Consider the following 25821-nt stretch of genomic DNA (forward strand, 5'->3'; position numbering starts at 1 on the left):
TCAGAGCTCGAGTTCGCGCAGCATCGCCGCCAGGCTGGCGCGCGAGACTTCGCCGACGTGGCGGCGCACCACGCGCCCGTTGGCATCGATCAGCAGGGTCGCCGGGTAGCCGCGCACGTCGAGGATCGTCGCTGCCTGCGCGTCCGGATCCAGAGCCGCGAGCTCCGGCGGAATCCCCAGTTCGCGCAGCGCGGCGGTGGCCGTGGCCGCGTCTTCACCCTGGTTGAGCAACACGAAGCGAATCTGCGGGTAACGCCCCGCGGCCTCGACCAGCACCGGCATCTCGCGGCGGCAGGGTGGGCACCAGCTGGCCCACAGGTTGAGCAGGGTGGCCTGACCGTCGGGCAGCGACAGCGAGCTGCCGTCGACGCGCAGCGCGGTCAGTGGCGGCAAACGTTCGGCGGGACGCGGCGCTGCCGCCAGCGCCAGCATCAGGGCCACGCCGCAGGCGGTGGTCGCCGCGCCGGTCGCGGCGGCGAGCGCCCGGCGCTGCGCCGGGCGCCGCCAGGCGTGGATCGCCAGCCCCAGCAGCAGCGCGGCGATTCCGCCACCCGCATGCCAGCCGCCGTCGCGCAGGTTCAGGATGCTCCACGGCGCCGCGAGGTAGTCGTTCCAGTAGCTGGCGACGAACGCCGCGCGCGCTCCAAGTGCGGCCACACCGGCGAGCGGCAGCCAGGGATCGCGCTCACCCGTGGCACCGTCACTGCGGCGGACGAGTGCGTGCACCGCAGTCGCGACGCCCAGCGCCAACAGGCACAGCCACAGCATGCCGGGCAGCAGCAGGGGTCCGAGGGTCAGCGGTGGCAGGTGCATGGGCGGCTTGGCGGCAGGGTTGCGTATGGCGAGATGCTAATTGAGATGTAACTAATCCAGCTTGATTGGCATGCGGTTTTGCCAAATTACCGGTCGCGTAACCGCAAGTCGTTGAATCCACGGCGATAGCGTCGGCCGACGCGGGGAAGTCGCGCCGAGGCCATGTTGCACCGCAGGATTGACACACGGGTCTTGCTTGGCAACACTCCCGGCGCATACAGGGGGTGGTATATCCACCGCCGACATCGGCCGCAAGGCCAGCGCTACGGGAGGGTGGCACTGATGGATGACGCGAAGCCCTTGTGGCGGCCGCATGCTGCGGGCGTGCTGCTGGGCCTGGGCCTGCTGATGACCTTCATCCTGACCGGGCATGGCCTGGGCGGCAGCGGCTTCACCACTGCCTTGTCGGCAGTCGGCGCGAATGCTGTCGCGCCTGCGGCAACGGCGGCGAACAGCTACCTCGGCCCGATGGTCGACGACAACAACCCGCTCGATGCCTGGATCACCTGGCAGGTGCTCGGCGTGGCGATCGGCGCCCTGATCGGTGCGGTTTCCGCGCGCCGCTTCCGCTGGAGCGTGGACGGGCCGACGCGGCTGAAGAAGGCCGGGCGCCTGGGCATGGCACTCGCCGGCGGGATCATCGCGGGCTTCGGCGCGCGGGTTTCGCTCGGCTGCACCAGTGGTCTCGGGCTCTCCGGGGCCGCCACGCTGGCGACCGCCGGCTTCGTATTCCTCGGCGGTTTCTTCATTTCCGGCGCGATCTTGGGGTTGCTTACGCGGAGGCTGTGGTCATGAGTTTCCCGCTTGGCTACGACGGCATCCTGTCCGGCCTGCTGTGCGGGCTGGTCTTCGGCTTCGCGCTCGAGCGCGCGGGCTTCGCCAGCGCCTGCAAGCTGACCGCACAGCTGCGCTTCCGCGACTGGGCCGTGTTCAACGTGATGTTCACCGCGATCCTGGTCGCCGCCTTCGGCATGTACTTCCTGCAATTGGCCGGTCTGCTGTCGATGGACGAGGTCTATGTGCCGACCACTTATCTGTGGGCCACCGCGCTCGGCGGCGTCGGCGTCGGCGCCGGCATGGCGATCGGCGGCTACTGCCCCGGCACCTCGGTGGTCGGCTTCATGTCCGGCAAGATCGATGGTCTGGTGTTCTTCGCCGGCATCATCATCGGTACCTGGGTGTTTGCCGGTGCCTATGACTGGATCGAGCCGATGCTGAGGGCCGCGCCCGGGCCGGACGCGCAGACCCTCTCGCAACTGCTGCATGTGCCGGACATCGTGGTCCTGCTCGGCCTGACCGCAGTCGCCGCCGCGGTAGGCTGGTTCACCGCCCGTCCCGCGCCCGCCCGCTGATCCTGAGGAGCCTGTCGATGAAGCCGCGTATCTCCCGCCCATCCCGCCTGAGCGAGCGCCTGTCGGCGTTGCTGGTCGCCTCCACGCTTGCGGTCGCCGCGGCTGCCTACGCGCAGACGCCGGACACCGACAAGGTCGATCCGGCGCCCGTGACCGAGGCCACCACCGCGACGCCCGCCACGCCGGCCGATCCGGCGGCAGCGCCGGCGGAAACCAAGGCTGCGCCAGCCAACCCCTGCGCGCCGAAGCCGAAGAAGAAGCCGCGTAATCCCTGCGAATGAACCCAGCACCATGTCCGCCGGCACCCGCCCCGAAATCCCAGGCCGCCGCGAGATCGGCGCGCTGCGGCGTGCCGGCGCGGAACTGCTGGACGTGATCGAGGCGCTGCAGCGCAAGGGCCGCAATGTGGTGACCGAGATGCTGCCGTCCGCTGGGCGCATGCAGCAGTGGGACCACCACCCTGAAGATGATGCCTTCGACCTGGTCAGCGGCTACCGCTGGTACTACCACGCGCATCCGCTGCCCGGCGGTGCCGGCGAACACGGCCACTTCCATGTCTTCGACGCCGTGCGTGGCGGTTACTGTCACCTGGTGGCACTGTCCGTCGCGCCCGACGGCCTGCCGCGGCGCGCCTTCACCACCAACCGCTGGGTCACCAACGAAGTGTGGTCGCCGGCGACGCGCGTACTGCGCAAGCTGCGCGGTTTCCGCATGCAGCAGCCGGCGGGACTGGCGCTGGTGCACCGCTGGCTGGCTGCAGCATTGGCGCTGTTCCGGCCGCAGCTCGAGCGCCTGCTCGGGGAGCGCGATCGTCGCGTGGCGCAGGCCCTGGTCGCACGCCCGAATCTGTTCGAAGACCGTCGCACCCAGTTGCTGTCCGAGTGCCGCATCGACCTTGCCCGCCAGCTCGCCTGGCTCGATTCGCCTGCCTCCGGAGTTGCCCGATGAGCGCCTTGCGTGTTTCCGTTCTTGTCCTGTGCGTCAGTGCCAGCGGTGCCGCCGGGGCAGTCGATCTTCCCGGTCCGGTGGTCTCCCCGGCGTGGCTTGCCGAGCATCGCGATGCGGTCGTGGTGCTCGATGTGCGCAGCGACCTGGATGCCTTCACCGCCGCGCCCGAATACGAGACCGATGCGAAGACCGGCGCGCAGAAGCTGGTCGCAGCGGGCGGGCATATTGCCGGTGCGCGACTGATCGACTTCAACCAGACCCGCGTCGCGCGGATGGTGGGCGAAGTCAAGATCGACAAGATGCTGCCGAGCCGCGCGGAGGTCCAGGCACTGGTGCGCGCGGCCGGCGTCGGCGACGACGATGTGCTGGTGATCACCTCGGTGGGTGAGGCCAGCGACGAGGTCGACATGGCGGCGCGCCTGTACTGGACGCTGAAGAGCTACGGCGAAACCGACCTGGCGCTGCTCGATGGCGGCAACGTGGCCTGGATCGCCGCGGGTCAGCCGGTATCGACCGAGCCGATGGGCGAAGTTGCCGCTGGCGACTGGACCGCGCGCGAGCTCGACCGCCGCTGGCTGGCGGAGATCGACGACATCAAGCCCGCCGACGGCGGCGCCCCGCAACTGGTCGACGCGCGCCCGGCACCGCAGTACCACGGGATCTACTACAAGAAGCCGGCGGTCACCGCCGGTGGCCATGTCGAAGGCGCGGTGAACTTCCCGATCGATTTGCAGACGCGCCAGGTGGGCCTGGCGCAGACCTTCATGCAGGCCGAGCAGTACCGGACGCTGCTGAAGACCGTCGGCATTGAGCCGCAGCCGGGTGCGATCAGCTACTGCAACACCGGCCATATGGCGGCGGGCGCGTGGTTCGTGCTCAGCGAGATCATGGGCATCGAGGGCGTGCGCCTGTACGACGGCTCGATGCACGAATGGACCACGCTCGGCCGGCCGGTCGTCGGCGTGGGTTTCTGAGCGATGCAGCGCCGGACCGCCCGCACGGAGGATTCAGCGCTGCGGCAGTGCCGCAGCGCCGAGCATCTCTGCCTGCATTTCCAGGTAGACGCTGTAGGCGTTGCGCCGGTTGGCCACGTCGAAGGTGGGCAGGCTGGCGAACGGCGACCAGTCGGTGGCCGCGTAGGCGCTGTCGAAGTCCTGCAGGTCCTCGACGGCGCGCCCCATGGCCTCGCGCACGAACTTGAGGTATCCGGCCGTGGTGGCCAGGTCCGCCGCGGGAGCGCAGGAGGCCGCGCCGTGGCCGGGGACGATGCAGCGGGGTGCCAGCTTGCGCATCGATGCGATCGCGGCCAGCCAGTTGCGCGTGTTGCCATCGACGACGAAGGGCAGCCGGCCGTTGAAGTACAGGTCGCCGGCGAACAGCACCTGGTCGGCCTCGGCCAGCAGCATCAAATCGTCCGGCGCGTGTGCGTGTCCAGCCGAGATCAAGCGGAAGCGCTGGCCGCCGAAGCGGAAGGCCAGTTCGTCGCCCGGCGCCAGGTCCAGCCAACGGTCCGCAGCCTGCAATTCGGTGGTCTGGTCCACCCACGGCGCCAGGTTCTGGCGGCGCTCGGTGAGACGTTCGCGCGCCAGGTCGGAAGCGAGGTAGGCCTGGCCTTCGCGCCGCGCCCAGATGGTCGCGCCGCCGGCGCGCAGCACCTGCAGGCCATAGACATGGTCCGCGTGGTAGTGGCTGACGATCACGCGGCGCACCGGCTGGTCGGTCACGCGGGCGATCGCACGCAGCATCTCGCGCGCCAGTACCGGCGTGCCGAGCGCATCGAACAGCAGCACGCCGCGTCGCGTGACCACGAAGCCGGCATTGCTGGTGTAGCCGGCGTTCTCCGCGCTCGCCTGTCCCGCGGCACCGCGGAAGTACCAGACGTCGCCGGCGACGCGTTCGGCGGTCAGGCGCGGCAAGGCGGCCGCGTTGGCGTGGCCGAACAGCAGCAGGGCAGCGAAGGCAGTCAGGAGTCGCATCGGATGGATCGAGGAATTGCCTGTCGGGGGGCGCATCGTAGCGGGGAAACGGACTCGCGCGCGGGACGCCTGATTTTTGGTCCGCAAAGGACGCAAAGGACGCAAAGAAGAGCGCGAATCACGCGGGGTTTCCGGCGGCGCTAGCAATCCATGACTGGGGTGAGGCAGGCGCTTGCGCAGGGAGAAACACGATGAGCGACGCGCGCACGCCCCCCGGCCGCCTGTTGCGGGCACCGGAGTCCTTCCTCGACAGCGCCTTCGTCAAGGAAGTGAACAAAGAGGGATTCAACGAGGAGCGCCGTGGCTGGATGCGGCGCGCGTTTGCTGCTGCTGCGGCCACAGTTGCGGGTAGCGCGCTCGCGTCGGCGCCCGAGGGCGATCCGGACATCCTGAAGCTGCCGCCGTGGTCTACCTCGCTCGGCCTGCCGGTGGCGAACAAGGGCTACGGCATGCCGTCGAAGTACGAGGCCAATTTGCAGCGCCGCGAGAGCCCTGGCCTCGCCAGCGTGCGTCAGGCCTCGGTGGCGTTCACGCCGCTGCAGGGCATGTTCGGGATCATCACGGCCTCGGGGCTGCACTTCGAGCGGCACCACTCGGGATCGGTCGACATCGACCCGGCGCGCCACCGCCTGATGCTCAACGGCCTGGTGCGCCAACCGAAGGTCTACACGATGGATGATTTGCTGCGCATGCCATCGGTCTCGCGCATCCATTTCATCGAATGTGGCGCCAACAGCGCGATGGAATGGGGCAATGTGGCGGTGCCGACGGTGCAGTACACCCACGGCATGCTGAGCGGCAACGAATACACCGGCGTGCTGCTGTCCACCTTGCTGGATGACTGCGGCATCGACCTCAAGAAGGCGAAATACATTCTCGCCGAGGGCGCCGACGGCTCGGGCATGACGCGCACCATCGACCTGGAGCGCGCGCTCGACGACGTGATGGTGGCCTACGGTTCCAACGGCGAGATGATCCGTCCGGAGAACGGCTATCCGCTGCGCCTGGTGGTGCCCGGCGTGCAGGGCGTGTCCTGGGTCAAGTGGCTGCGGCGCATCGAGGTCGGCGACCAGCGCTACGGGGCCAAGGACGAGAACTCCGGCTACTCGGACCTGATGCCTGACGGCATGCAGCGCCAGTACACCTCGATCCAGGAAGCCAAGAGCGTGATCACTTCGCCCTCGGGCGGACAGAAGCTGCTGCAGAAGGGCTACTACAACATCACCGGGCTGGCCTGGTCCGGGCGCGGACGGATCAAGCGCGTGGACGTGTCCTCCGACGGCGGGCGCAACTGGCAGACCGCGCGCCTGGAGACGCCGATCCTGCCCAAGGCGCTGACCCGCTTCAACATCGGCTGGGTGTGGGATGGCGCGCCGGCGATCCTGCAGAGCCGCTGCATCGACGAGACCGGCTTCGTGCAGCCCACCTACACCCAGCTGCGCGCGGTGCGCGGTACGCGCTCGGTGTACCACAACAACGCGATCCAGTCCTGGCAGGTGGCCGAGAGCGGCGAGGTGAGCAATGTCCAGGTGGGGTGAGGCGGCGGGTGGCCTGGTGCCACGCACGTTCCCGTTTGAGCCGGGTCGAGGGCACGAAAGCACGAGGGCACGAGGGCACGCAAGCATGCCTCGAAGCCAGCTCCTGCTTTTTCGTGCCCTCGTGCCCTCGTGCCCTCGTGCCCTCGTCAGCGCCCTGGTCTTGCTGGGGGCGTCGTTCGCAGCCAACTCGGCGCCATACGAAGGCATCGGCCGCCCCGCGACCGAAGCTGAGCTCAAGGCCTGGGACATCGATGTGCGGCCGGATTTCGCGGGATTGCCGCCGGGCTCGGGCAGCGTGGCCGACGGCGAGATGTTGTGGATCGAGAAGTGCTCGTCCTGCCACGGCGACTTCGGCGACGCGAATCATGTGTTCCCGCCGCTGATCGGCAACACCACGGTCGCGGACATCGAGACCGGGCGGGTGGCGGCGCTGAAGGATCCGGGGCGTACCCGCACCACGATCATGAAGGTTTCCACGGTCTCCACACTGTGGGATTTCATCCATCGCGCGATGCCCTGGGACAAGCCGAAGTCGCTGTCGCACGACGAGGTCTACGCGGTGCTCGCGTACCTCTTGAACCTCGCCGAGGTCGTGCCGGCGGACTATGTGCTGTCGCACGAAAACATCGCGTGGGCGCAGTCGCGCATGCCCAACCGCAACGGCATGACGCTGGACCACGGCATGTGGAAGATCGACGGCAAGCCGGACACCAAGAACAAGGCGTGCATGAAGAACTGCGCCGATACGGTCGCGGTGACGTCGTCCCTCCCCGAGCATGCGCGCGACGCGCATGGTGAACTGGAGCAGCAGAACCGCGAGTGGGGCGCGATCCGTGGCGTGCGCACCACGCCGCTGCCGCAGACCGCTGCACCGGAAGCCACCGCAGCCTCAAAGGTGCCGCACGATTTGCTCGCCAACAACGCCTGCCTCGGTTGCCACGGCATGGAGGGCAAGATCATCGGCCCCGGCTTCATCGATGTCGCCGCGAAGTACAAGGACCGCGCCGACGCGGTCGAGTACTTCAAGGGCCGCATCCGCAGCGGTGGCAGCGGCAACTGGGGCGATGTGCAGATGCCGCCGATGCCGCAGCTGTCCGAGCCCGACCTCGAAACCATCGCACGCTGGCTCGCCGACGGCGCGCCGCACTGACCCTCTCAGCCATCCCGGAGCCGAACATGAATCCGCAACGCCGTTCCTTCCTCGCCATGGGCGCATCGATGGTGGCGCTGGCCACCACCGCCGCGCTGTGGCCGCTGCGCGCCCTCGCCGAGTGGGTGCGCCCGGACAAGGCCTTCGAGGCCAAGGGGCTCGACGCCACCTTCGCCGCGCTCGGCGCCACGCCCGAGCCGAGCAGCGAGATCAACTTCATGACGCCCGAGATCGCCGAGAACGGCGCCGTGGTTCCGGTCAGCGTGACCAGCAAGATCCCGGGCACCGAGCAGATCGCGATCCTGGTCGAGATGAACCCGAATCCGCTTGCCGCCATCTTCATGATTCCCGAAGGCACCGAGCCGACCATTTCCACCCGGGTCAAGGTCGCGCAGACCTGCAAGCTGCACGCCGCGGTCTACGCCGGCGGCAAGTGGTACGGCACCGCGCGCGAGACCAAGGTCACCCTGGGCGGCTGCGGCGGCTGAGGCGGCGGAGGCGAAGAGCATTCGTCCGCAAAGGACGCGAAGGACGCAAAGGAAAGCAGGTTTGCTGCGAGCGATGATCGGCACTTGCCTTTCTTTGCGTCCTTTGCGTCCTTTGCGGACAAAAGATCATGGCACCGGACGCGCAGAACGGTCCGGTGCGTAACAGGAACAGTCAGGAGGCAAGCCATGGGCAACCCGATGCGCATCCGCGCAACCACCACCAACGGCGTCACCGAAGTGAAGGCGCTGATGTCGCACCCGATGGAAACCGGGCTGCGCAAGGACAGCGCCGGCAATCCGGTGCCGGCGCATCACATCAAGCAGGTCGTCGCCAAGCACAACGACAAGGTCGTGCTCGCGGCCGAATGGGGTGCGGCGGTGTCGCAGAATCCCTTCCTGCAGTTCCGCTTCAACGGCGGTGCGGCCGGCGACAAGCTCAGCATCCAGTGGACCGACAACACCGGCGACAGCCGCACCGATGAAGTGGTGCTGGCCTGATCCCAGGCGCCGGGTCGCAGTCGCAACGGAGGAAACCCGCGATGAACATGCTGCGAATGGGTCTGGTGGTCGCCGCCGCGATGGCCTGCGGCACGCCGGCGCTGGCGGGCGAGGAGGACATTTTCGCCGAGTACCGCGCGATGTTCGGCGACGACAATCCGGCTGAACTGGTGGAGATGCAGGGCGAGGAAGTCTGGAACGCTGTGCGCGGGCCGAAGCAGGCCTCACTGGCCGCCTGCGACCTTGGCCTCGGTCCCGGCGTCATGGCGGGCGCCTACGCGCAGTTGCCGCGCTATTTCGCCGACACCGGCAAGGTCATGGACCTGGAGACGCGGCTGCTGCATTGCATGGAGACGCTGCAGGGCATCGATACCGCCAGCGCTCCGCCAGCAGCCGTACTCCGAACAGGGCCAGCCGCAGACGGACCTGGAGAGCCTGTCGGCCTACATCGCGGCGCAGTCGCGCGGGATGCCGGTGGCGGTGCCGCAATCGCATCCACTGGAACTGCAGGCCTTCGCCGACGGCGCGAAGCTGTTCAACTTCCGCGCCGGCCCGCACGATTTCTCCTGCGCCACCTGCCACAGCCATGCCGGCAAGCGCATCCGCCTGCAGGCGCTGCCGCAGCTCAACACTGCGGAGGGCGCACGCAGCAGTTTCGGCACCTGGCCTGCCTACCGCATCTCGCAGGGAACCGTGCGCACGATCGAATGGCGCATGGCGGACTGCGCGCGCCAACAGCGTCTGCCGGGGCTGAAGCACGGCTCCAAGGCGGCCATCGACCTGATTACCTACCTCGGCGTGCTCGCGAACGGCGCCGAGATGACCGCCCCCGGGCTGAAGCGCTAGGAGCCGCCATGCGCAATTTGCGAACCCCGATGCTCATCGCGCTGGCGCTGCTCGCCGGCTGCGCTGCTACCCCCGAGCCTTCAGCCACACTGGCCGAAGTGCCGCTTGCGGACTCCTTCGAACCGCGCGGCCAGGCCGGCCTGGATCGCCTGGAGCAGAACGCGATGCAACGGATCTGCAGCGAATACGAAGGCAAGCCGGTGCCGGACGACTTCGCCGCCGAGATCATCGCGCAGGCCACCGCCGCGGTGCGCTTCCCGGCCGACGGCCAGTGGTTCGGCAACTGGAAGAACGGCGAGACCATCGCCAAGACCGGCACCGGACTGCAGAGCAGCGACGATCCCAAGCTGCCCAACGGCGGCAACTGCTACGCCTGCCACCAGATGGCCGCCGAGGAAATCGCCTACGGCACGCTGGCGCCGACGCTGGCCGAATACGGCAAGCTGCGCGGGCAGAGCGAGCCGATCCTGCGCTACACCTGGACCCGGCTGTGGAATTCGCACGCCTACAACCCGTGCTCGCACATGCCGCGCTTCGGCGAGGCCGGCATCCTTTCCGAGCAGCAGCTCAAGGACCTGATGGCCTATCTGTTCGATCCAGCCTCGCCGGTCAACCTGCCGGCGCCGGCACAGCCATGAGCCTGCACCGGCGCGAGTTCCTGCGCGTGCTGGCCGCGGCCGCAGTCGCCTCGACGCTGCCCGGCTGCGCCACCCGCCGCCCGGCCGGCGAACCCTTCGCCGGTCTGTACGACGCGCCGCCGAGCGGCAACGTGCATCTGCTGCATTTCACCGATTGCCATGCGCAGTTGCTGCCGGTGCATTTCCGCGAGCCCTCGGTGAACCTCGGCATCGGGCGTTGCGCTGAACCGCCCGCCGCACCTCGTTGGCCAGGCCTTCCAGCGGCATTACGGGTTGCAGGCGGGCAGCGCCGCGGCGCATGCCTTCACCTCGCTGGATTTCGTCGAGGCCGCGCGCCGATATGGCCGCGTCGGCGGTTTTGCCCATCTGGCAACGCTCGTGAAGCAGTTGCGCGCCGCGCGCCCTGGCGCACTGCTGCTCGACGGCGGCGATACCTGGCAGGGTTCCGCCACCGCGCTCTGGACCCGCGGCCAGGACATGGTGGATGCCTGCAAGCTGCTCGGGGTCGATGTGATGACCGGGCACTGGGAGTTCACCTACGGCGCCGAGCGCGTGCAGCAGATCGTCGCGCAGGACTTCGCCGGCAAGGTCGATTTCGTCGCCCACAATGTCGAGACGCGCGACTTCGGCGACCGCGTGTTCAAGCCCTACGCGCTGCGCGAGCAGAACGGCGTGCCGGTGGCGATCATCGGCCAGGCCTTCCCCTACACGCCGATCGCCAACCCGGCGCATTTCATCCCCGACTGGAGCTTCGGCATCCAGGAGGAACACCTGCAGTCGATGATCGACCAGGCGCGCAGCGAGGGCGCCCAGGTGGTGGTGCTGCTGTCGCACAACGGCATGGACGTGGACCTCAAGCTCGCCTCGCGCGTGCGCGGGCTCGACGCGATCCTCGGCGGCCACACCCACGACGGCGTGCCGACGCCGGTCACCGTGGCGAACGCCGGCGGCAGCACGCTGGTCACCAACGCCGGCAGCAATGGGAAATTCCTCGGCGTGCTGGATTTCGACGTGCGCGGTGGCAAGGTGGTCGGCCACCAGTATCGTTTGCTGCCGGTGTTCGCCGATGCGCTGGCGCCGGACGCTGAGATGGCCGCGCTGATCGAGCGCGTGCGCAAGCCCTATCTGGCGCAACTCGACGAACCGCTCGCCGTCACCGACGAGCTGCTGTATCGCCGCGGCAACTTCAACGGCAGCTTCGACCAGCTGATCCTGGATGCGCTGCTGGCGGTCAAGGACGCCGAGATCGCGTTCTCGCCGGGCTTCCGCTGGGGCACCAGCCTGCTGCCGGGCGACACCATCCGCATGGAACAGCTGATGGACCAGACCGCGATCACCTATCCGCACAGCACGCTGACGGAGATGAAGGGGTCGATGGTCAAGACCATCCTCGAAGACGTCGCCGACAACCTGTTCAACGCCGATCCCTACTACCAGCAGGGCGGCGACATGGTGCGCGTCGGCGGCATGGACTACGCCATCGATCCGGCCGCGCCCGCCGGCGATCGGATCCGCGACATGACACTGGCTGGCAAGCCGATCGACGCGGAGAAGACCTACAAGGTGGCCGGCTGGGCGCCGGTAGCCGCAGGCGCGCAGGGAGAGCCGATCTGGGATGTGGTGGCGAGTTGGCTGCGCGACCAGAAACGAATATCGGCGCGCCCGGTGCAGCAGCCGCGGTTGATCGGCGTCAGCGCCAACGACGGGATCGCCGCGTGAACCGCGATCGCGTCGCCTCAGGCGTACTTGCTGAGGATGCGCAGCACCTCGGTGACGCGCTCCTGGCGCTGCGCGCTCTCCGGCACACCGACGATTTCCGACTCCAGGGTACACGCCATCATTTCGAAGAAGGCGCGGTCCAGCGCGTTGCGCGCGGCGGCGAGCTGCTGCGCAATGTCGTCGCAGGGCTCGCCCTCGGAGATCATCCGCAGCACGCCGCGGATCTGGCCTTCGGCGCGCTTGAGCCGCAACACCACGCCACGCTGGTGCTCCTGGCGGCGTTCGGCGGCGGCGTCGCCGGCGACGGCGCAGCGGGAGGCTGGGCGCTTCGCGCTATTGCTGCTGGAGGTTGTGCGAGGCATGGGAATGTCACCGGAGTCCGGGGTTGCATGGTCCAACATACACCCAGCAGTGTCCTTGATCCACGGCAAACCCGCCGCGGGTGGCGCGAGTGAGCACGCTGATGCCGGCCTTGCTCGGTGGCGTGCTGATCGGCCTCGCGGCCGTGCTCTTCTTCGCGCTCAATGGGCGCATCGCCGGCGTCAGCGGCATCTTCGGTGATCTCTTCCTAGACCGCACGCCAGGCCAGGCCTGGTGGCGCGGCGCGTTCATCGGCGGCATCGTCCTGGGCTACCTGATCGTCCGCGCACTGCACCCGGAGCACACCTCGGTGCAGTCGCAAGTGGGCTGGGCGGGCGCCGCCCTCGCCGGGCTGCTGGTTGGCTACGGCACGCGCATGGGCTGCGGTTGCACCTCCGGACACGGCATCTGCGGAACTGCAAGGCTATCGCCCCGCTCGATCGTCGCCACGCTGGTGTTCATCTTCGCCGGCATGCTGACCACCGCGCTGGTGCGCCATTCGGGGTGGTGGCCGTGAAGCCGCTGGTTGCGCTGGTTTGCGGAACCCTGTTCGGCGGCGGCCTGGCACTGTCGGGCATGACCGATCCTGCCCGCGTGCTGGGATTCCTCGACGTGCTGGGCGACTGGGATCCGGCACTGCTGCTGGTGATGGCCGGCGCGCTCGGCGTGGCCCTGCCGGCTTTCCAGTGGCTGCGCCGGCATCCGCGGCCCATGCTGGACCAGCAGTTCTTCCTTCCCGAACGCACCCGCATCGACCGCGACCTGCTGCTCGGCGCTGGCCTGTTCGGCATCGGTTGGGGCATCGGTGGCTGGTGTCCTGGCCCGGCGATTGCCGGTCTCGGCTCGGCGCCTGCTCGCGGGAGCCATCGCGCTCACGCTGGCTTTCCCCGCGGCCGCCACCAACGGCTACTTTGCGCACGGCTATGGCACCCGCAGCAAGGCGATGGCCGGCACCGGTGTGGCGCAGTCGCTGGACACGCTGGCGCCGGCAACCAATCCCGCAGGTCTGGCCGGGGTTGACGAACAGATCGATGTCGGCGCCAGTTGGTTCTCGCCCGATCGCGGCTACGAGGTCACCGGCGCCGCGACCGGCGCTTGCCTGTCGCCGCAGCAGTGTACCTTCGGCGTGGGGCCGGATTCGCGCCGCAGCGACAAGGACTTCTTCGTCATCCCGCACTTCGGCATCGCGCGCAAGCTCGGCGATGACAGCACCATCGGCGTGGCGGTCTATGGCAACGGCGGCATGAACACGCGCTATGTCGGCGGCTCGGCGACCTTCGGCGCGCCGATGGGCAGCGTGCCGCCAGGTACGCGTGTCACCCTGCCGGGGACCTTCGGCGACGGCACCGCTGGGGTCGACCTGATGCAGCTATTTGTCGCCCCGACCTGGGCCAGGCGCTTCGACAACGGCGCCAGCATCGGCGTTTCCGCGATCTTTGCGATGCAACTGTTCGAGGCCCGTGGACTCGGCAACTTCGCGCCGTTCTCCTCGGATCCAACCCGGCTGAGCAACAACGGCCACGACAACTCCTACGGCTTCGGCCTTAAGCTCGGGGTGCAGGCGCCGCTGGGCGAGCGCGCTCGCTTTGGTGCGTCGTACCAGACCAAGATGTCGATGGGCGAATTCGACGATTACGCCGGGCTGTTCGCCGGCCAGGGCGATTTCGACATCCCGGCTTCCGCCACGGTGGGTATCGCGCTGGACGCCAGCGACACGCTGACGCTGGCCTTCGACGTGCAGTGGATCGGCTACGGCGGCGTGGATTCGATCGCCAACCCGATGTTCCCCAACCTGATGCAGGCGCCGCTGGGTGCCGGCAACGGCGCTGGTTTCGGCTGGAACGACATGACCGTCTACAAGTTCGGCGCGGCGTGGAAGGCCGATGCCACGAGCACCTGGCACTTCGGTTACAGCTTCGGCGACCAGCCGGTCGATTCCAGCGAGGTGCTGTTCAACATCCTCGCGCCGGGCGTGGTGGAACAGCATTTCACGCTGGGCTACACGCGCGAGACCAGCGGGCGGCAACGCCTGGACTGTGGCAGCGATGTATGCCCCGTCGGAAAGCGTCCGCGGCATCAACCCGCTGGACCCGGCGCAGACCATCGAAATCAGCATGGATCAGATCGATCTGGAGTTCAGCTATCGCTTCCGGGCAGTAAGGCCGCGCATCGCATGGGGATCGGGATTGCCCTCGGTTGGGGTACGTTTCCCGTGCCTCGTGCCCCGTGCCCCGTGCCCCGTTTCAGGGCTTGATGTACGCCGCGCCTTCCTCGATCTGCAGCCGTGCAATTTCGGCCACCCCGGACGGCACCACCTGCACATCCGGCAGCAGGGTCGCGGCATCGATGCCGCGGCCTTGCAGCGTGTTGCCGCAGACGCGGAACTCGACCCCTTCCAGCATCAGCGGATCGACCAGTGCGTCGTAGCGGTTGCCGCGCGCGTCCGCCGCGCCATCGACGAGGAAATCGACCCCGCCAGCCAGCGCCACCACGATGATGCGGATGTCGCCATCGGCGCGCCGATGGTTGCCGATGCTGCGGATCATCGGGATTGCGCGTTCGCGGTCGTCGATGTGATAGATGACCGTGGCACGCGCCGCAGCAGAGGGTCCGGCGCCAGCCGGAAACGCCGCCAGGCAGATGCAGGCCAGCGCGCCGTGCAGCGCCATTCTTCGGGTGATCGGCATCTCGAGGTCTCCGCTCCGGCGTGGGTATGGATGCCACTGTACTACGCCGGCCGGTCCGCGCGTTGCGGCAACGAAAGCGGATGCAGAGAGCGTCAAAATACCCCAGGGGGTTTGACCAACATCAACTGCCCGGGCCGCGGGATGGAGGATCGTAGCGCTTGCCGCGGTGGCCGCGCGGCAATGGAGCATCGTGATGAAGCCTCGATTTCCGCCGTGGGTGCTCGGATTGATCGGCATTGCCTTGCTGATCGTGGTCCCGTTCGTCTACCTGCAGCCGAAGCGCGAGGCGCACAGCGACCCATCCGCCGGGCTGCCGAAGCGGGCGGTCCATGTCGATCACGCCGACATCGTCAAGGGTGAATTCAAGAGCGGTCAGGACGTCACCCGCGCCTGCCTCGAATGCCACAAGGACGCGGCCTTTGAGTTGATGCAGACCACCCACTGGACCTGGGAATCCAAGCCTTTCGACGTGCCCTGGCGCGAAGGCACGGTGACCATCGGCAAGATCAACCAGATCAACAACTTCTGCATCGGTTCGCAGGGCAACGAGAACAAGTGCATGTCCTGCCACGCCGGCTATGCCTGGGAGCAGGGGCGGGCAGCGCAGCAGGCCAAGCCGGAGAACGTGGACTGCCTGGCCTGCCACGCGGATCCCGGGCTGTACGGCAAGGGTATCTACGGCAATCCGGCGGAAGGGGTCGACCTGCTGGCGGCGGCCAGGAGCGTGCGCGCCACCACCCGCGAGAACTGCGGCAAGTGCCACTTCGATGGCGGCGGCGGCAACGGCGTCAAGCACGGCGACCTGGACGAGAGCCTGTACTTCCCACGCCAGGCGCTCGACGTGCACATGGGCGGCAAGCACAACCTTCAGTGCAGCGACTGCCACGTCGCCCGCAAACACCAGATCCTGGGACGCCTGTTCGCCGACAACTACCGCATCGACCCGGCCGAGCAGGTCTCTTGCGAGCAGTGCCATACGGGCAAGATCCACAGCGACCAGCGGATTGCGACGCACCTCGCGGCGGTGGCCTGCCAGACCTGCCACATCCCGGCGATCGCCCGCGAGGAGCCAACCAAGCTGACCTGGGACTGGTCCAAGGCCGGCCAGGCCGGTCGCGAGGACGACCACTACGAGTACCTGAAGATCAAGGGCGAGTTCACCTACGAGGCGAACTTCGCACCCACCTACGCCTGGTTCAACGGCAACAACGAGTATCGCTATTTGCTGGGCGACAAGATCGCCAGCGAAGGGCCGACCTACATCAACAAGCCGGCCGGCGACATCCAGGATCCCAAGGCGAAGATCTTCCCGTTCAAGGTGCACATCGCGCGCCAGCCCTACGACACCGTCCACCGGCATTTGTTGCAGCCGGTGACCTCGGGCGAAGGCGGCTTCTGGACCACCTTCGACTGGAATCGTTCGTTCGAGATGGCGGTGCCGATCACCGGACTGGCCTTCAGCGGCCAGTACGATTTCACCGAGACCCACATGTACTGGGCGAGCACGCACATGGTGGCGCCGGCTGCGCGCGCGCTGCAGTGCGATGCCTGCCACTCGGCGGCCGGCAAGCCCGGGCGCATGGACTGGAAGGCGCTCGGCTATGCGGGCGACCCGATCGAATGGGGCGGGAGGAAGCTGCGATGAAACGCATGGCCTCGCTCAAGCTGCTGGCGCTGACTCTGTGCATGCTCGCTGCCGGCGCGCCGGCAGCGGCGCCGGTCGATGGCGCCACGCCGCTGCATCCTGATTTCGTGTTGCGCGATGCGAGCGGCGCGAACGTGCTCGACAGCGGCGCGCCGGTATCGACGATGCGGACCTGCGGCCAATGCCACGACACCGGCTTCATCGCGTCGCACGCTTTTCATGCCGACCTCGGATTGTCCGACTACAAGCCTGGCAAGGACGGCTGGGACGCCAGCCCGGGTCTGTTCGGCCGCTGGGACCCGCTGAGCTACCGCTTCCTGTCCCAGGCAGGCGACGAGCGCTTCGACCTCGGTACCGCGGACTGGCTGAAACTGGTCGGAGCCCGCGTGGTCGGCGGCGGGCCGGCAGTGACCGCGCGAACGGGCGTGCCGCTGGCGGAACTCGCAGCCGAGGCCGGCAACCCGGAAACCATGGCACTGGCGGCGGACGGCACGCCGGCGGCCTGGGACTGGCAAGCCTCCGGCACCCTGGAGATGAATTGCTTCCTGTGCCACCTGGAATCGCCGAATGCGCCGGCGCGCGCCGCGGCGATCCGTGCCGGGGAGTTCGCCAATGCCAACACCGCGACGTTGACGGGCCTCGGCATCGTCGAGCGTACGGACAGCGGGTGGGCCTGGAATCGCGCGGCCTTTGCCGACACTGGCGAGCTGAAGAGCAGCGTGGTCGGCATCCAGGACCCGACCAATGCGAACTGCGCGGCCTGCCACGGCGAAGTGCATCCGGCCACCGACGAGCCGCTGATGGTCAGCGCCTGCGATCTCGACTATCCGCAGACCGCCACCACCGGCCAGGTGGTGGCCAGCCAGCGAGTCAACGAGTCCGGCATGAACCTCGCGAACAAGGCCGACCTGACCCAGTCCTGGGATATCCACGCCGAGCGCCAGCTTCAGTGCACCGACTGCCATTACGCGCTGAACAACCCGGCGCACGCCGGCGAGGCCAGGGACAAGAAACTGGCGCACCTGCGCTACGACCCGCGCTCGCTCGAGATCAACGAATACCTCAAGCGCCCGGACCACAACTTCGCCCGCGGCCAGAGCGCGCAACATCAGTTGGCGCCCGAGTACAAGGGCAGCATGCGCCGTTGCGAGAACTGCCATGACGCGCAAATCAGCCACGCCGACTGGTTGCCGTACAGCGACCAGCACATGGCCGCAGTGGCCTGCGAGAGCTGCCACATCCCGAAGATGCACGCCCCGGCGATCCAGAGCTACGACTGGAGCGTGCTCGACGCCGGCGGCCTGCCGGTCGACACCTGTCGCGGCATCGACGGACCGCGCGGCGACATCCGCTCGCTGGTGAGCGGATTCGAACCCGTGCTGCTGAACCGCCGCAACAGCGATGGCGCGCTGCTCCTCGCGCCGTATAACCTGATCACGTCCTTCTATTGGGTCTACCGCGATGCCGCGGGCAACCGGCGCCCGGTGCGGCTGGCCGATCTCAAGGCTGCCTATTTCGAGGATGGCAGGCATGCCGCCGAGATCGTCGCCGCCTTCGACGCCAACGCCGATGGTCGCGTCCAACGCAGCGAACTCTCGATCGACACGAAGGCAAAGGAAGAGGTCGTCCGCAAGCGCCTCGGCGCGCTCGGGCTGGCCGAGGTGCGCATCGAGGGCCGGGTGCAGCCCTACAGCATCAACCATGGCGTGACCCGCGGCGAGCACGCGCTGAGCGACTGTCGCGCCTGCCACAGCGAGTCCTCGCGCATCACCCAGGCGCTGCGCCTAGCCGACCATGCGCCGGTGACGCCGGTGTTCGCCGCCGACAACAATGTGCTCGGCAGCGGGCAGATGGTCGTCGCCGCCGATGGCGCGCTGGACTACCAGCCGCTGCCGACCAACGACCGCATGTACGTGTTCGGTTCCAGTCGCGTCGGCTGGATCGACCAGCTCGGGCTGTTCGCGCTGGCCGGCACACTGTTCGGCGTCGCCGGGCACGGATCGCTGCGCTTCATCGCCTCGCGCCGGCGTCCGCACGGCAATGCGCCCACCCGGCGTGTGCGCATGTACGACGCCTACCGCCGCTTCTGGCACTGGCTGCAGGCGGCCTCGATCATCGCCCTGCTGCTGACCGGACTGATCATCCACCGGCCGGACCTGTTCGCGGCGTTCTCCTTCCGCGGCGTGGTGACCCTGCACAACATCCTGGCCGTGATCCTGGTGGTCAATGCGGCGCTGTCCTTCTTCTACCATGTCGCCACCGAACGCATGCGCGAGTACCTGCCGCGCTTCTACGGCTTCTTCGACGACTCGATCCTGCAGGCCAAGTACTACATCTCGGGAATCTTCAAGGGCGAGCCGCATCCCTTCGAGAAGCGCCCGGACAGCCGCATGAACCCGATTCAGAAGCTGACCTACTTCGGCATCCTGAACGTGCTGCTGCCGGCGCAGATCGCGAGCGGCGTCTTGATCTGGGGTGCGCAGCGCTGGCCGGAAATCGCTGCGGCGCTCGGCGGCCTGCCGTTCCTCGCCGGCGTCCATGCGCTGGTGGCCTGGCTGTTCGCCAGTTTCATCATCGGCCATGTCTACCTGACCACCACCGGTCCCACGCCGCTGGAAGCGATCCGCGGCATGGTCACCGGCTACGAGGAAGTCGAGACGCACGACGCGCATACGCCCGTCGCTGCAGCCAGAGTCGATTCGCCGGACCGCAAGGCCTGACGACTACGGAGGGATGAGTCCATGCTCCTGCAAGCCATCAGATCCATCTTCCAGCGCCCGGAAAAGCCGTACCTGCACCCGTATTTCGCAGGGACCGTCCTTGGCGTGGTGCTGTTCCTGGCCTTCCTGTTGACCGGCAATGGCCTCGGCTCTTCCGGGGCGACCAGCCGCATCGACGCCGCGCTGGTGGACATCGTCGCGCCGGCGCATGTCGACAACACGCCCTACCTGCTGAAAATGGCTGGTGGCGACAAGAACCCGCTCGACGACTGGATCGTGCCGTTGTTCTTCGGCGCGCTGCTCGGCGGCTTCTCGTCCGGCGCGGCCAACGGGCGCCTCGGTTTCCGCACCACCAAGGGCCCGAACATCAGCAACGGCACGCGCTGGCTGATGTCCTTCGCCGGCGGCGTGATCTTCCTCTACGGCGCGCGCCTCGCCCGCGGCTGCACCTCCGGGCAGGCCCTGTCCGGTGGCGCCACGCTGGCCGCCGGGTCATGGGTGATCATGTTCGCGATCTTCGGCAGCGCCTATGCGCTGGCGTACTTCGTGCGGAAGTTGTGGCTGTGAAAGTACCCAGCGCCCCGCTTTCCTTGCTTGCCTGCGCAGCAGGTTCCGCGCGATCTCGCCGATTGCTTTTTGGTCCGCAAAGGACGCAAAGGACGCAAAGGGAGCCAGGAACAAAGCGTCCCTGCCTCCAGTTCGTCCGTCTGGGCGCCGAATCGTCCGTGCATCGCTTTCCTTTGCGTTCTTTGCGTCCTTTGCGGACAAGATCTGCTTGTCAGTGCGGTGGGCGCCCGAGGGTGATGGCCGATCGCTTCCGGCCATGGCAACGACAGCCCATTGAGAGGAATTGCTCATGAACTTCCCGCTAGAAGCCTTCACCGCGGTCAGTGCCGCCAATCCATGGTCCTACCTGCTGTTCGGCGGGATCGGGTTCGCCTTCGGATACACCCTGGAGTCGGCCGGGTTTGGAGACTCGACCAAGCTCGCCGGCCAGTTCTATTTCCGCGAACTGACTGTGCTCAAGGTGATGTTCACCGCCATCGCGGTGGCGTTGGTGCTGACCTTCGGCGCGGTGGGCCTGGGGGTGCTGGACTTTGGCCAGGTCTGGGTCAACCCGACCTACCTCGCGTCCGGCGTGGTCGGCGGCCTGATCATGGGCGTCGGCTTCATCATCGGCGGCTTCTGTCCGACGACTTCGCTGGCGTCGGCCTCCACCGGCAAGATCGATGGCATGTTCTTCATGCTCGGCGGCTTCGTGGGCGCCTTCCTGTTCGGCGAGACCCAGATCCAGTTCGATGACTGGTACACCCACGCCGGCTACTACGGCCGCCTGACCCTGGACCAGGTGTTCGGTGTGCCGGCTGGCGTCGTCGTGCTCGGCGTGGTGTGCATGGCGCTGTTCATGTTCTGGGGCGCCGAGCAACTGGAGCGCCTTATCGGCCGCAAGGACTTCAGCCGCGAGCCGCGCCTGCGCAAGCTAGGCGCCGGTGTCCTGTTGCTGGGCGCCGTCGCGGTGCTGGCGATCGGCAGTCCTTCGCTCGAAGACCGCTACCAGAAACTCAGCTTCAAGCGCACCGAGACCGTCGCACAGGGGGATGCCGCGCCAGTCACGGTCACGCACACCTACAGCGCCGACCAGATGCTCGAAAAGCGCCTCGCGTTCGTGACCCCCGCCGAGGCCTTCAAGGCGCGCTACAACCAGGCGATGAATCCGGTCTACCTCGATGTGCGCCAGGAGTCTGACTTCAACCTCTACCACATCGCCGACGCCGTCCATCTGCCGCTGGCGCGCCTGGTCGAGGCGATCCCCGATCTGCTCGCGGAGCCGCCGGCCAACACCGTGTTCATCGCCATGAGCAACGACGAGACCGCAGCGGTCCAGGCCTGGAAGACCCTGGTCGCCTCGGGCGTGCAGAACGTCTACATCCTCGACGGTGGCATCAACGGGTGGATCGCCTATTTCGGCAAGGACGATCCGACGCTGCTGCCGCTCGCCACCACCGGCGACGACCAGTTGCGCTATGCCTTCCCGGCCGCGCTCGGCAATCGCTACGCCTCCTGCTCGCCGAGCCCGATCGAGCACGAGAAGCTCGAATACCCGGCGCGCATCGTGCTGCAACTCAAGCGCGACAAGTCGGGCGGCGGCTGCGGCTGAAGGGCGCGGCTTCGTCGAGTGCACGGCGATCTCCTCGATTGATGGGGTTGATGCTGGATCGCACGAGGGCACGAGGGCACGAGAGCACGCCAAGACCTCATCCCAGAGTCAGCCTCGTTGCACTGCGAGAGTGATTGGAAAAGCCGCACAGTTAGTTACTTGCCACGGACCATGAGATCGCGAGCCTTTTCGTGCCCTCGTGCCCTCGTGCCCTCGTGCCCTCGTGCCCTCGTGCCCTCGTAACCACCATCCAGTGCAACTTCACGCGCCCGCCCGCATCATCGGCGGTCGACATCACTGCCGGCCATCGCATGCACATCAGCCTGGAAGCCTTCATCCTGCGCAAGGTTGCGGTCTGGGGATATGGCCAGGAAGGCCAGGCGGCGCTGCGCTTTTTGCGCAACCTGTTCCCGGACAAGAAGATCGGCGTGATCCTGACGCCGTCCGAGGCCGCGTCCTGGGATTTCAGCCACGACCCGAAGATCGAGGTGGTGGCCGAGGAAGTGCAGGCCGGCACCTTCGGGCCCTACCAGATCGTGATCAAGTCGCCGGGGATCAGTCCTTACCACCACACGCGGGCCATGGAGTGGGCGCATTTCCGCGGCACGCGCTTCATTTCCGGCACCTCGATGTGGTTCGCGCAGCACCGCCACGACAAGACGATCGTCATCACCGGTACCAAGGGCAAGAGCACCACCAGTGCGCTCACCGCCGCGCTGCTGCGCGCCAGCGGCGCGCGCACCGCGCTGGCCGGCAATATCGGGGTGCCGCTGCTGGACCTGATGGAGCCGAATCCGGCGCCGGAATACTGGGTGATCGAGGTCTCGAGCTATCAGGCGGCCGATTTCGGCGGCCACCCGGCGATCGCCACGGTGCTCAACCTCTCGCCCGAGCACCTCGATTGGCATGGCGACGAAGAAACCTACTATCGCGACAAGCTCAAGGTGGTGACCGGCGGCACCGCGGACTTGGCCGTGCTCAACGCCGCCGATGCGCGTCTGATGGCGCATGCCGAGGGCATCGAGCGCAAGACGCTGTTCAACCATCGCGGCTTCTGGCATGCGCGCGGTGCCCAGGTCTGGCACGACGAGGAGCACGTGATCGACCTCGCCGAGACCCACCTCGCCGGCGCGCACAATGCGAGCAATGTGGCGGCGGCCTTCACCATGGTCGAAGCCTTCGGCCTCGATCCGCGCTCGGTGCTGCGCGCGGTGCGCGAGTTCAAGCCTTTGCCGCACCGGCTGTCGCACGTCGGCGAACGCGATGGCACGGTGTATGTCGACGACAGCATCGCGACCACGCCCGAGGCCACCATGGCGGCGCTGCGCAGCCTCGCGCCGCGGCCGACCGCGGTGCTGGTCGGCGGCTTCGACCGCGGCCTGGACTGGGGCGAATTCGCGCGCCAGGTGGCCGCCGAGCCGCCGGCGGCGGTGATTGCGATGGGCCAGAACGGGCCGCGCATCCACGCCCAGGTCGAGGAAGCCGTCGCCGCGCTGCCGCCGGATCGCCGGCCGCGGCTGAAGCTGGTCGAGACGCTGGATGACGCGGTCAGCTGCCGCGCGCGCCTGGGCGCAGCCCGGCGGGGTGGTGCTGCTGTCGCCGGGCGCACCCAGTTTCGACCAGTTCCGCGACTACGCCGAGCGCGGCCGCGCGTTCACCCGCGCCGCCGGCTTCGCGGTGCGCGACCAGCAGATCGAGGGTCTGGGCCTATGAGTACCCGCAGCATCCGCGTGTGGGACCTGCCGGTGCGCCTGACGCACTGGGCGCTGGTGCTGTGCGTCGCCGGGTTGTACGCCACCGGCGAGTTCGGCTGGCTGACCATGCAGTGGCATTTCTGGTTCGGCTACGGCGCGCTGGCGCTGGTGCTGTTCCGCATCCTCTGGGGCCTGGTCGGCAGCGAGCACGCGCGTTTTGCCGACTTCGTGCGCGGGCCGCGCGCCATCCTGGCCTACCTGCAGGGCGGTGGAAGCACCCTCGGCCACAATCCGCTCGGGGCGCTGGCAGTGCTGGCGATGCTGGCGCTGCTGCTGGCACAGGCGGTCAGCGGGCTGTTCAGCAACGACGAGATCGAGTGGTTCGGTCCGCTGTCCGAGCGCATCTCGGTGGCGGCCAGCGCCGACTGGACCGACTGGCATCACCTCGGGGAGAAGCTGCTGCTGGCGCTGGTCGTGGTGCACCTGCTGGCGATCGCCGGCTACAAGCTGGTGCGCCGGGTGGACCTGGTGACGCCGATGCTGAGCGGGCGCAAGCGGGTTGAAGCGGGCGCCGATGCGCACTGGCGCTCGCCCTGGCTGGCCCTGGTGCTGTTCCTGGTGTGTGCCGGCGCGGTGGCAGGCGTGGCCGTGTACGGGCCGCTGCCGGCAGCCTACTGATCAGCGCAGGTCCGCACGCAGCAGGTCGACCACCGGCTGGAAGGCGATGCGGTTGGCCTCGTTGAGTTCGATCAGCGCCTCGTGCGCCTTGAGGATCGCCGTGGCCGAGGCGTGCGCCGCGCTGTCGCCGGGATCGACCTCGGACAGCGCCAGCGCGCTGCAACGGCTGTCGGTTGCACACTCGGCCACGCGATAGACGTCGTCCAGGCGCAGGCTGCGCAGCAGGTCGAGGATGTCCGGGTGGGTGGCGAACAGGGTTGACTGCGGCAACTGGTGCATGCGCGCCTCACGCGCGAAGGCCGCGAGCAGGCCGATCGCCGTGCTGTCCATGAAGCTGACCTCGTTCAGGTCGATCACCAGGCCCTGCGGCGAAGGCCGCGTGCCATCGAACCAGTGCTCCAGCAGCGCGTCGAGCGCGCCGATGTTGTCATGGCGCAACTCGCCCGCAAGCCTAAGGTAGCCGATGCCGTCGACGACGGCGTAGCCGATGCGCTCGCCCATCAGGCCGCGTCGCGTCCAATCAGCAGCAGGGTCAGGTCGTCCGGGTGCGGATCGTCGGCGTGGATGCCCAGGCGGGCCAGCAGATCATCCAGTCCGGCGCAGTCCGGCGTCAGCAACTCGCGCAGCCGCCGGTAGCGCTCGGCACTGCCGATCTCCGGCATCACCTCCAGAACCCCATCCGAGCACAACAGCAGGCGGAACTGCGCAGCCAGCGGCACGCTCTGGTTGTAGTAGTCCGAGGTGTCGAACAGACCTGCCGGGGTGCTCCTGGCTTCGAGGAAGTGCGTGCCCGAAGCATCCGCCAGCACGGGATAAGGCACCGCGCCGGCGTTGGCGCACACCAGCGTCTGTCGCGCCAGGTCGAACACGCCGTACCAGATCGCGATGTGCTTGCCCAGGCGCTCGCGCAGCAACTCGGTGTTGAGCAGCGCCAGCAGTTGCGCCGGATTGCCGATGGCCGAGGGCTGGCCCAGGCGCTGGGCTTCCAGCGCCGTCGCCATGAAGCGCTTGAGCCACACGGTGACGAAGGCCGAGGCGACCCCGTGGCCGGAAACGTCGGCGATGTAGCAGCCCGCCCGGTTGGCGTCGATCGCGAAGTAGTCGACGAAGTCCCCGCTCATGAACTCGGAGGGCATCAGCGCATGCGCGAACTGCAGGCGCTCGTGGCGCCAGGGCGAGGGCGGCAGCAGCTTGAACTGCACCCGGCGCCCGGCGCGCTCGCCCAGTTCCAGCGAGGCCAGCGACTGCTGCAAGCGTGCATTCGCACGGCGCAGTTCCTCGGTGCGCTGCGCCACCTTGGCTTCGAGCTGGCGGTTCAGGTCAGCCAGTTGCTGCAGCGCGGTGTAGCCGCGCAGCGCGGCGATCACTGCGGTGGACAGCTTCTGCGCCGTGAGCTCGGTCTTTTCCTTGTAGTCGTTGATGTCGTAGTTCAGCACCACCTGGCGTTCGGGCGCCTGGCCCGCCTGGCCGGTGCGCAAGATGATGCGGACGCGGTCGTTGTGCAACTCGTCGCGGATGTAGTGCACCAGCCGCAGGCCCGCGTCGTCGCTCTCCATGACCACATCGAGCAGCACCACCGCGATGTCGTCGTGCGCGGCCAGCACCCGTTTCGCCTCGGGGCCGCTGTGCGCGTGCAGGAACTCCAGGCGACGGTCCTGGAAGCGCAAGCCGCCGAGCACCAGCGAGGTGACTTCGTGGATCGCGGGCTCGTCGTCGACGATCAGGATCTTCCAGACGAGAGCCTGTTCCTCGTCCGCATCGTCGAGCAGCAGCAGCGGGCTGTCGTCGTTGTCGTCGTCGGCGGTGCTCATTGCAAGCTACTCGACACTCCGGTGGATCGACGTGGATCCGGCCTGATGCATACCCTGCGCCCGCCGCGCCGGGAGATCAAGTCCGGGATACCACTGAAGAGC

22 protein-coding genes and 4 pseudogenes are annotated in these 25821 nt (G+C 67.9%); 20 read left to right on the plus strand and 6 right to left on the minus strand.

All coding sequences use genetic code 11. The features are described from left to right. Positions 1-813 carry a TlpA family protein disulfide reductase gene (locus tag IPK27_09425; GenBank protein ID MBK8067833.1) on the minus strand — a complete coding sequence of 271 codons (813 nt, stop codon included), beginning with the start codon at positions 811-813 and terminating at the stop codon, positions 1-3. Between the two features lie 282 nt (positions 814-1095). On the opposite strand from IPK27_09425, the gene IPK27_09430 reads away from it, so the two are divergent. Genes IPK27_09430 through IPK27_09450 form a run of 5 tightly spaced genes read left to right on the plus strand, consistent with a single transcriptional unit; the run spans position 1096 to position 4087 of the window. Then, positions 1096-1608 carry a YeeE/YedE family protein gene (locus IPK27_09430; GenBank protein ID MBK8067834.1) on the plus strand — a complete coding sequence of 171 codons (513 nt, stop codon included), beginning with the start codon at positions 1096-1098 and terminating at the stop codon, positions 1606-1608. Further along, on the plus strand, positions 1605-2165 hold the full coding sequence (locus IPK27_09435; GenBank protein MBK8067835.1) for a YeeE/YedE family protein: 561 nt from the start codon (positions 1605-1607) through the stop codon (positions 2163-2165). Before IPK27_09430 ends, IPK27_09435 begins: the two co-directional genes overlap by 4 nt. A 17-nt stretch (positions 2166-2182) precedes the next feature. After that, positions 2183-2446, plus strand: a complete 264-nt coding sequence (locus IPK27_09440; protein ID MBK8067836.1) for a hypothetical protein — start codon at positions 2183-2185, stop codon at positions 2444-2446. A gap of 10 nt (positions 2447-2456) precedes the next feature. Next, positions 2457-3113, plus strand: coding sequence for a hypothetical protein (locus tag IPK27_09445; protein ID MBK8067837.1), 657 nt, complete (start codon positions 2457-2459; stop codon positions 3111-3113). Then, complete coding sequence (locus IPK27_09450) at positions 3110-4087, plus strand: sulfurtransferase (protein ID MBK8067838.1); 978 nt, start codon at positions 3110-3112, stop codon at positions 4085-4087. Before IPK27_09445 ends, IPK27_09450 begins: the two co-directional genes overlap by 4 nt. A 33-nt stretch (positions 4088-4120) precedes the next feature. Here the strand turns inward: IPK27_09450 and IPK27_09455 are convergent, their stop codons facing one another. Continuing rightward, a complete protein-coding gene (locus IPK27_09455) occupies positions 4121-5098 on the minus strand; it encodes an MBL fold metallo-hydrolase (GenBank protein ID MBK8067839.1) in 978 nt (325 codons plus the stop codon). A 182-nt stretch (positions 5099-5280) separates the two neighbouring features. On the opposite strand from IPK27_09455, the gene soxC reads away from it, so the two are divergent. The 7 genes and pseudogenes from soxC (at position 5281) to soxB (ending at position 11966) form a co-directional block, all read left to right on the plus strand. Then, on the plus strand, positions 5281-6627 hold the full coding sequence (gene soxC / locus IPK27_09460; GenBank protein ID MBK8067840.1) for a sulfite dehydrogenase: 1347 nt from the start codon (positions 5281-5283) through the stop codon (positions 6625-6627). Between the two features lie 85 nt (positions 6628-6712). Continuing rightward, entirely contained in the window at positions 6713-7777 is a 1065-nt protein-coding gene (locus tag IPK27_09465) for a c-type cytochrome (GenBank protein ID MBK8067841.1), read from the plus strand. Positions 7778-7803: 26 nt separating this feature from the next. Further along, positions 7804-8265: a thiosulfate oxidation carrier protein SoxY gene (gene soxY / locus IPK27_09470; GenBank protein ID MBK8067842.1), complete on the plus strand. Its 462-nt coding sequence runs from the start codon at positions 7804-7806 to the stop codon at positions 8263-8265. Positions 8266-8451: 186 nt separating this feature from the next. Then, the gene (gene soxZ / locus IPK27_09475; protein MBK8067843.1) at positions 8452-8763 is read left to right on the plus strand and encodes a thiosulfate oxidation carrier complex protein SoxZ; all 312 of its coding nucleotides are present in this window, start codon (positions 8452-8454) and stop codon (positions 8761-8763) included. A 47-nt stretch (positions 8764-8810) separates the two neighbouring features. Continuing rightward, a pseudogene (soxA, locus tag IPK27_09480) lies at positions 8811-9609 on the plus strand (sulfur oxidation c-type cytochrome SoxA). A gap of 8 nt (positions 9610-9617) precedes the next feature. Continuing rightward, positions 9618-10247, plus strand: coding sequence for a sulfur oxidation c-type cytochrome SoxX (soxX, locus tag IPK27_09485; protein MBK8067844.1), 630 nt, complete (start codon positions 9618-9620; stop codon positions 10245-10247). A gap of 2 nt (positions 10248-10249) precedes the next feature. Next, a pseudogene (soxB, locus tag IPK27_09490) lies at positions 10250-11966 on the plus strand (thiosulfohydrolase SoxB). 17 nt (positions 11967-11983) lie between these two features. Here soxB and IPK27_09495 read toward each other — a convergent pair. Continuing rightward, positions 11984-12328: a metal-sensitive transcriptional regulator gene (locus tag IPK27_09495; GenBank protein ID MBK8067845.1), complete on the minus strand. Its 345-nt coding sequence runs from the start codon at positions 12326-12328 to the stop codon at positions 11984-11986. Positions 12329-12429: 101 nt separating this feature from the next. On the opposite strand from IPK27_09495, the gene IPK27_09500 reads away from it, so the two are divergent. Next, entirely contained in the window at positions 12430-12843 is a 414-nt protein-coding gene (locus tag IPK27_09500) for a YeeE/YedE family protein (GenBank protein MBK8067846.1), read from the plus strand. A 312-nt stretch (positions 12844-13155) separates the two neighbouring features. Continuing rightward, a pseudogene (locus IPK27_09505) lies at positions 13156-14479 on the plus strand (outer membrane protein transport protein). 90 nt (positions 14480-14569) lie between these two features. On the opposite strand, the gene IPK27_09510 reads toward IPK27_09505, so the two are convergent. Continuing rightward, positions 14570-15013, minus strand: coding sequence for a DsrE family protein (locus IPK27_09510; protein MBK8067847.1), 444 nt, complete (start codon positions 15011-15013; stop codon positions 14570-14572). 193 nt (positions 15014-15206) lie between these two features. Here IPK27_09510 and IPK27_09515 point away from each other — a divergent pair, with 193 nt between their 5' ends. The 6 genes and pseudogenes from IPK27_09515 to IPK27_09540 all read left to right on the plus strand — a co-directional run bounded on the left by IPK27_09515 (position 15207) and on the right by IPK27_09540 (position 23908). Beyond that, on the plus strand, positions 15207-16658 hold the full coding sequence (locus IPK27_09515) for a tetrathionate reductase family octaheme c-type cytochrome (GenBank protein MBK8067848.1): 1452 nt from the start codon (positions 15207-15209) through the stop codon (positions 16656-16658). Next, entirely contained in the window at positions 16655-19378 is a 2724-nt protein-coding gene (locus IPK27_09520; protein ID MBK8067849.1) for a cytochrome b/b6 domain-containing protein, read from the plus strand. The genes IPK27_09515 and IPK27_09520 overlap by 4 nt, the downstream gene beginning before the upstream one ends. A 27-nt stretch (positions 19379-19405) precedes the next feature. Continuing rightward, complete coding sequence (locus IPK27_09525) at positions 19406-19945, plus strand: YeeE/YedE family protein (GenBank protein ID MBK8067850.1); 540 nt, start codon at positions 19406-19408, stop codon at positions 19943-19945. 289 nt (positions 19946-20234) lie between these two features. Then, positions 20235-21536 (plus strand): YeeE/YedE family protein, encoded by a 1302-nt coding sequence (locus IPK27_09530; GenBank protein MBK8067851.1) that lies wholly within the window; start codon positions 20235-20237, stop codon positions 21534-21536. A gap of 311 nt (positions 21537-21847) precedes the next feature. Beyond that, positions 21848-23249, plus strand: a pseudogene (locus tag IPK27_09535) (UDP-N-acetylmuramoyl-L-alanine--D-glutamate ligase). Further along, positions 23246-23908, plus strand: a complete 663-nt coding sequence (locus tag IPK27_09540) for a cytochrome b/b6 domain-containing protein (GenBank protein MBK8067852.1) — start codon at positions 23246-23248, stop codon at positions 23906-23908. Before IPK27_09535 ends, IPK27_09540 begins: the two are co-directional and overlap by 4 nt. Here IPK27_09540 and IPK27_09545 read toward each other — a convergent pair whose 3' ends face one another. Continuing rightward, entirely contained in the window at positions 23909-24409 is a 501-nt protein-coding gene (locus IPK27_09545) for an STAS domain-containing protein (protein MBK8067853.1), read from the minus strand. It lies immediately after the preceding gene. Then, positions 24409-25719, minus strand: a complete 1311-nt coding sequence (locus IPK27_09550) for a SpoIIE family protein phosphatase (GenBank protein MBK8067854.1) — start codon at positions 25717-25719, stop codon at positions 24409-24411. The genes IPK27_09545 and IPK27_09550 overlap by 1 nt, the downstream gene beginning before the upstream one ends. Between the last annotated feature and the right edge of the window lie 102 nt (positions 25720-25821).

The organism is Rhodanobacteraceae bacterium (assembly GCA_016713135.1).
Lineage (GTDB): Bacteria > Pseudomonadota > Gammaproteobacteria > Xanthomonadales > SZUA-5 > JADKFD01.

Bases quoted from the DNA above. Each gene is read 5' to 3' on its own strand.
- IPK27_09425 (MBK8067833.1), bottom strand. From the start codon at position 813: ATGCACCTGCCACCGCTGACCCTCGGACCCCTGCTGCTGCCCGGCATG.
- IPK27_09430 (MBK8067834.1), top strand. From the start codon at position 1,096: ATGGATGACGCGAAGCCCTTGTGGCGGCCGCATGCTGCGGGCGTGCTG.
- IPK27_09435 (MBK8067835.1), top strand. From the start codon at position 1,605: ATGAGTTTCCCGCTTGGCTACGACGGCATCCTGTCCGGCCTGCTGTGC.
- IPK27_09440 (MBK8067836.1), top strand. From the start codon at position 2,183: ATGAAGCCGCGTATCTCCCGCCCATCCCGCCTGAGCGAGCGCCTGTCG.
- IPK27_09445 (MBK8067837.1), top strand. From the start codon at position 2,457: ATGTCCGCCGGCACCCGCCCCGAAATCCCAGGCCGCCGCGAGATCGGC.
- IPK27_09450 (MBK8067838.1), top strand. From the start codon at position 3,110: ATGAGCGCCTTGCGTGTTTCCGTTCTTGTCCTGTGCGTCAGTGCCAGC.
- soxC (MBK8067840.1), top strand. From the start codon at position 5,281: ATGAGCGACGCGCGCACGCCCCCCGGCCGCCTGTTGCGGGCACCGGAG.
- IPK27_09465 (MBK8067841.1), top strand. From the start codon at position 6,713: ATGCCTCGAAGCCAGCTCCTGCTTTTTCGTGCCCTCGTGCCCTCGTGC.
- soxY (MBK8067842.1), top strand. From the start codon at position 7,804: ATGAATCCGCAACGCCGTTCCTTCCTCGCCATGGGCGCATCGATGGTG.
- soxZ (MBK8067843.1), top strand. From the start codon at position 8,452: ATGGGCAACCCGATGCGCATCCGCGCAACCACCACCAACGGCGTCACC.
- soxX (MBK8067844.1), top strand. From the start codon at position 9,618: ATGCGCAATTTGCGAACCCCGATGCTCATCGCGCTGGCGCTGCTCGCC.
- IPK27_09495 (MBK8067845.1), bottom strand. From the start codon at position 12,328: ATGCCTCGCACAACCTCCAGCAGCAATAGCGCGAAGCGCCCAGCCTCC.
- IPK27_09500 (MBK8067846.1), top strand. From the start codon at position 12,430: ATGCCGGCCTTGCTCGGTGGCGTGCTGATCGGCCTCGCGGCCGTGCTC.
- IPK27_09510 (MBK8067847.1), bottom strand. From the start codon at position 15,013: ATGCCGATCACCCGAAGAATGGCGCTGCACGGCGCGCTGGCCTGCATC.
- IPK27_09515 (MBK8067848.1), top strand. From the start codon at position 15,207: ATGAAGCCTCGATTTCCGCCGTGGGTGCTCGGATTGATCGGCATTGCC.
- IPK27_09520 (MBK8067849.1), top strand. From the start codon at position 16,655: ATGAAACGCATGGCCTCGCTCAAGCTGCTGGCGCTGACTCTGTGCATG.
- IPK27_09530 (MBK8067851.1), top strand. From the start codon at position 20,235: ATGAACTTCCCGCTAGAAGCCTTCACCGCGGTCAGTGCCGCCAATCCA.
- IPK27_09540 (MBK8067852.1), top strand. From the start codon at position 23,246: ATGAGTACCCGCAGCATCCGCGTGTGGGACCTGCCGGTGCGCCTGACG.
- IPK27_09545 (MBK8067853.1), bottom strand. From the start codon at position 24,409: ATGGGCGAGCGCATCGGCTACGCCGTCGTCGACGGCATCGGCTACCTT.
- IPK27_09550 (MBK8067854.1), bottom strand. From the start codon at position 25,719: ATGAGCACCGCCGACGACGACAACGACGACAGCCCGCTGCTGCTGCTC.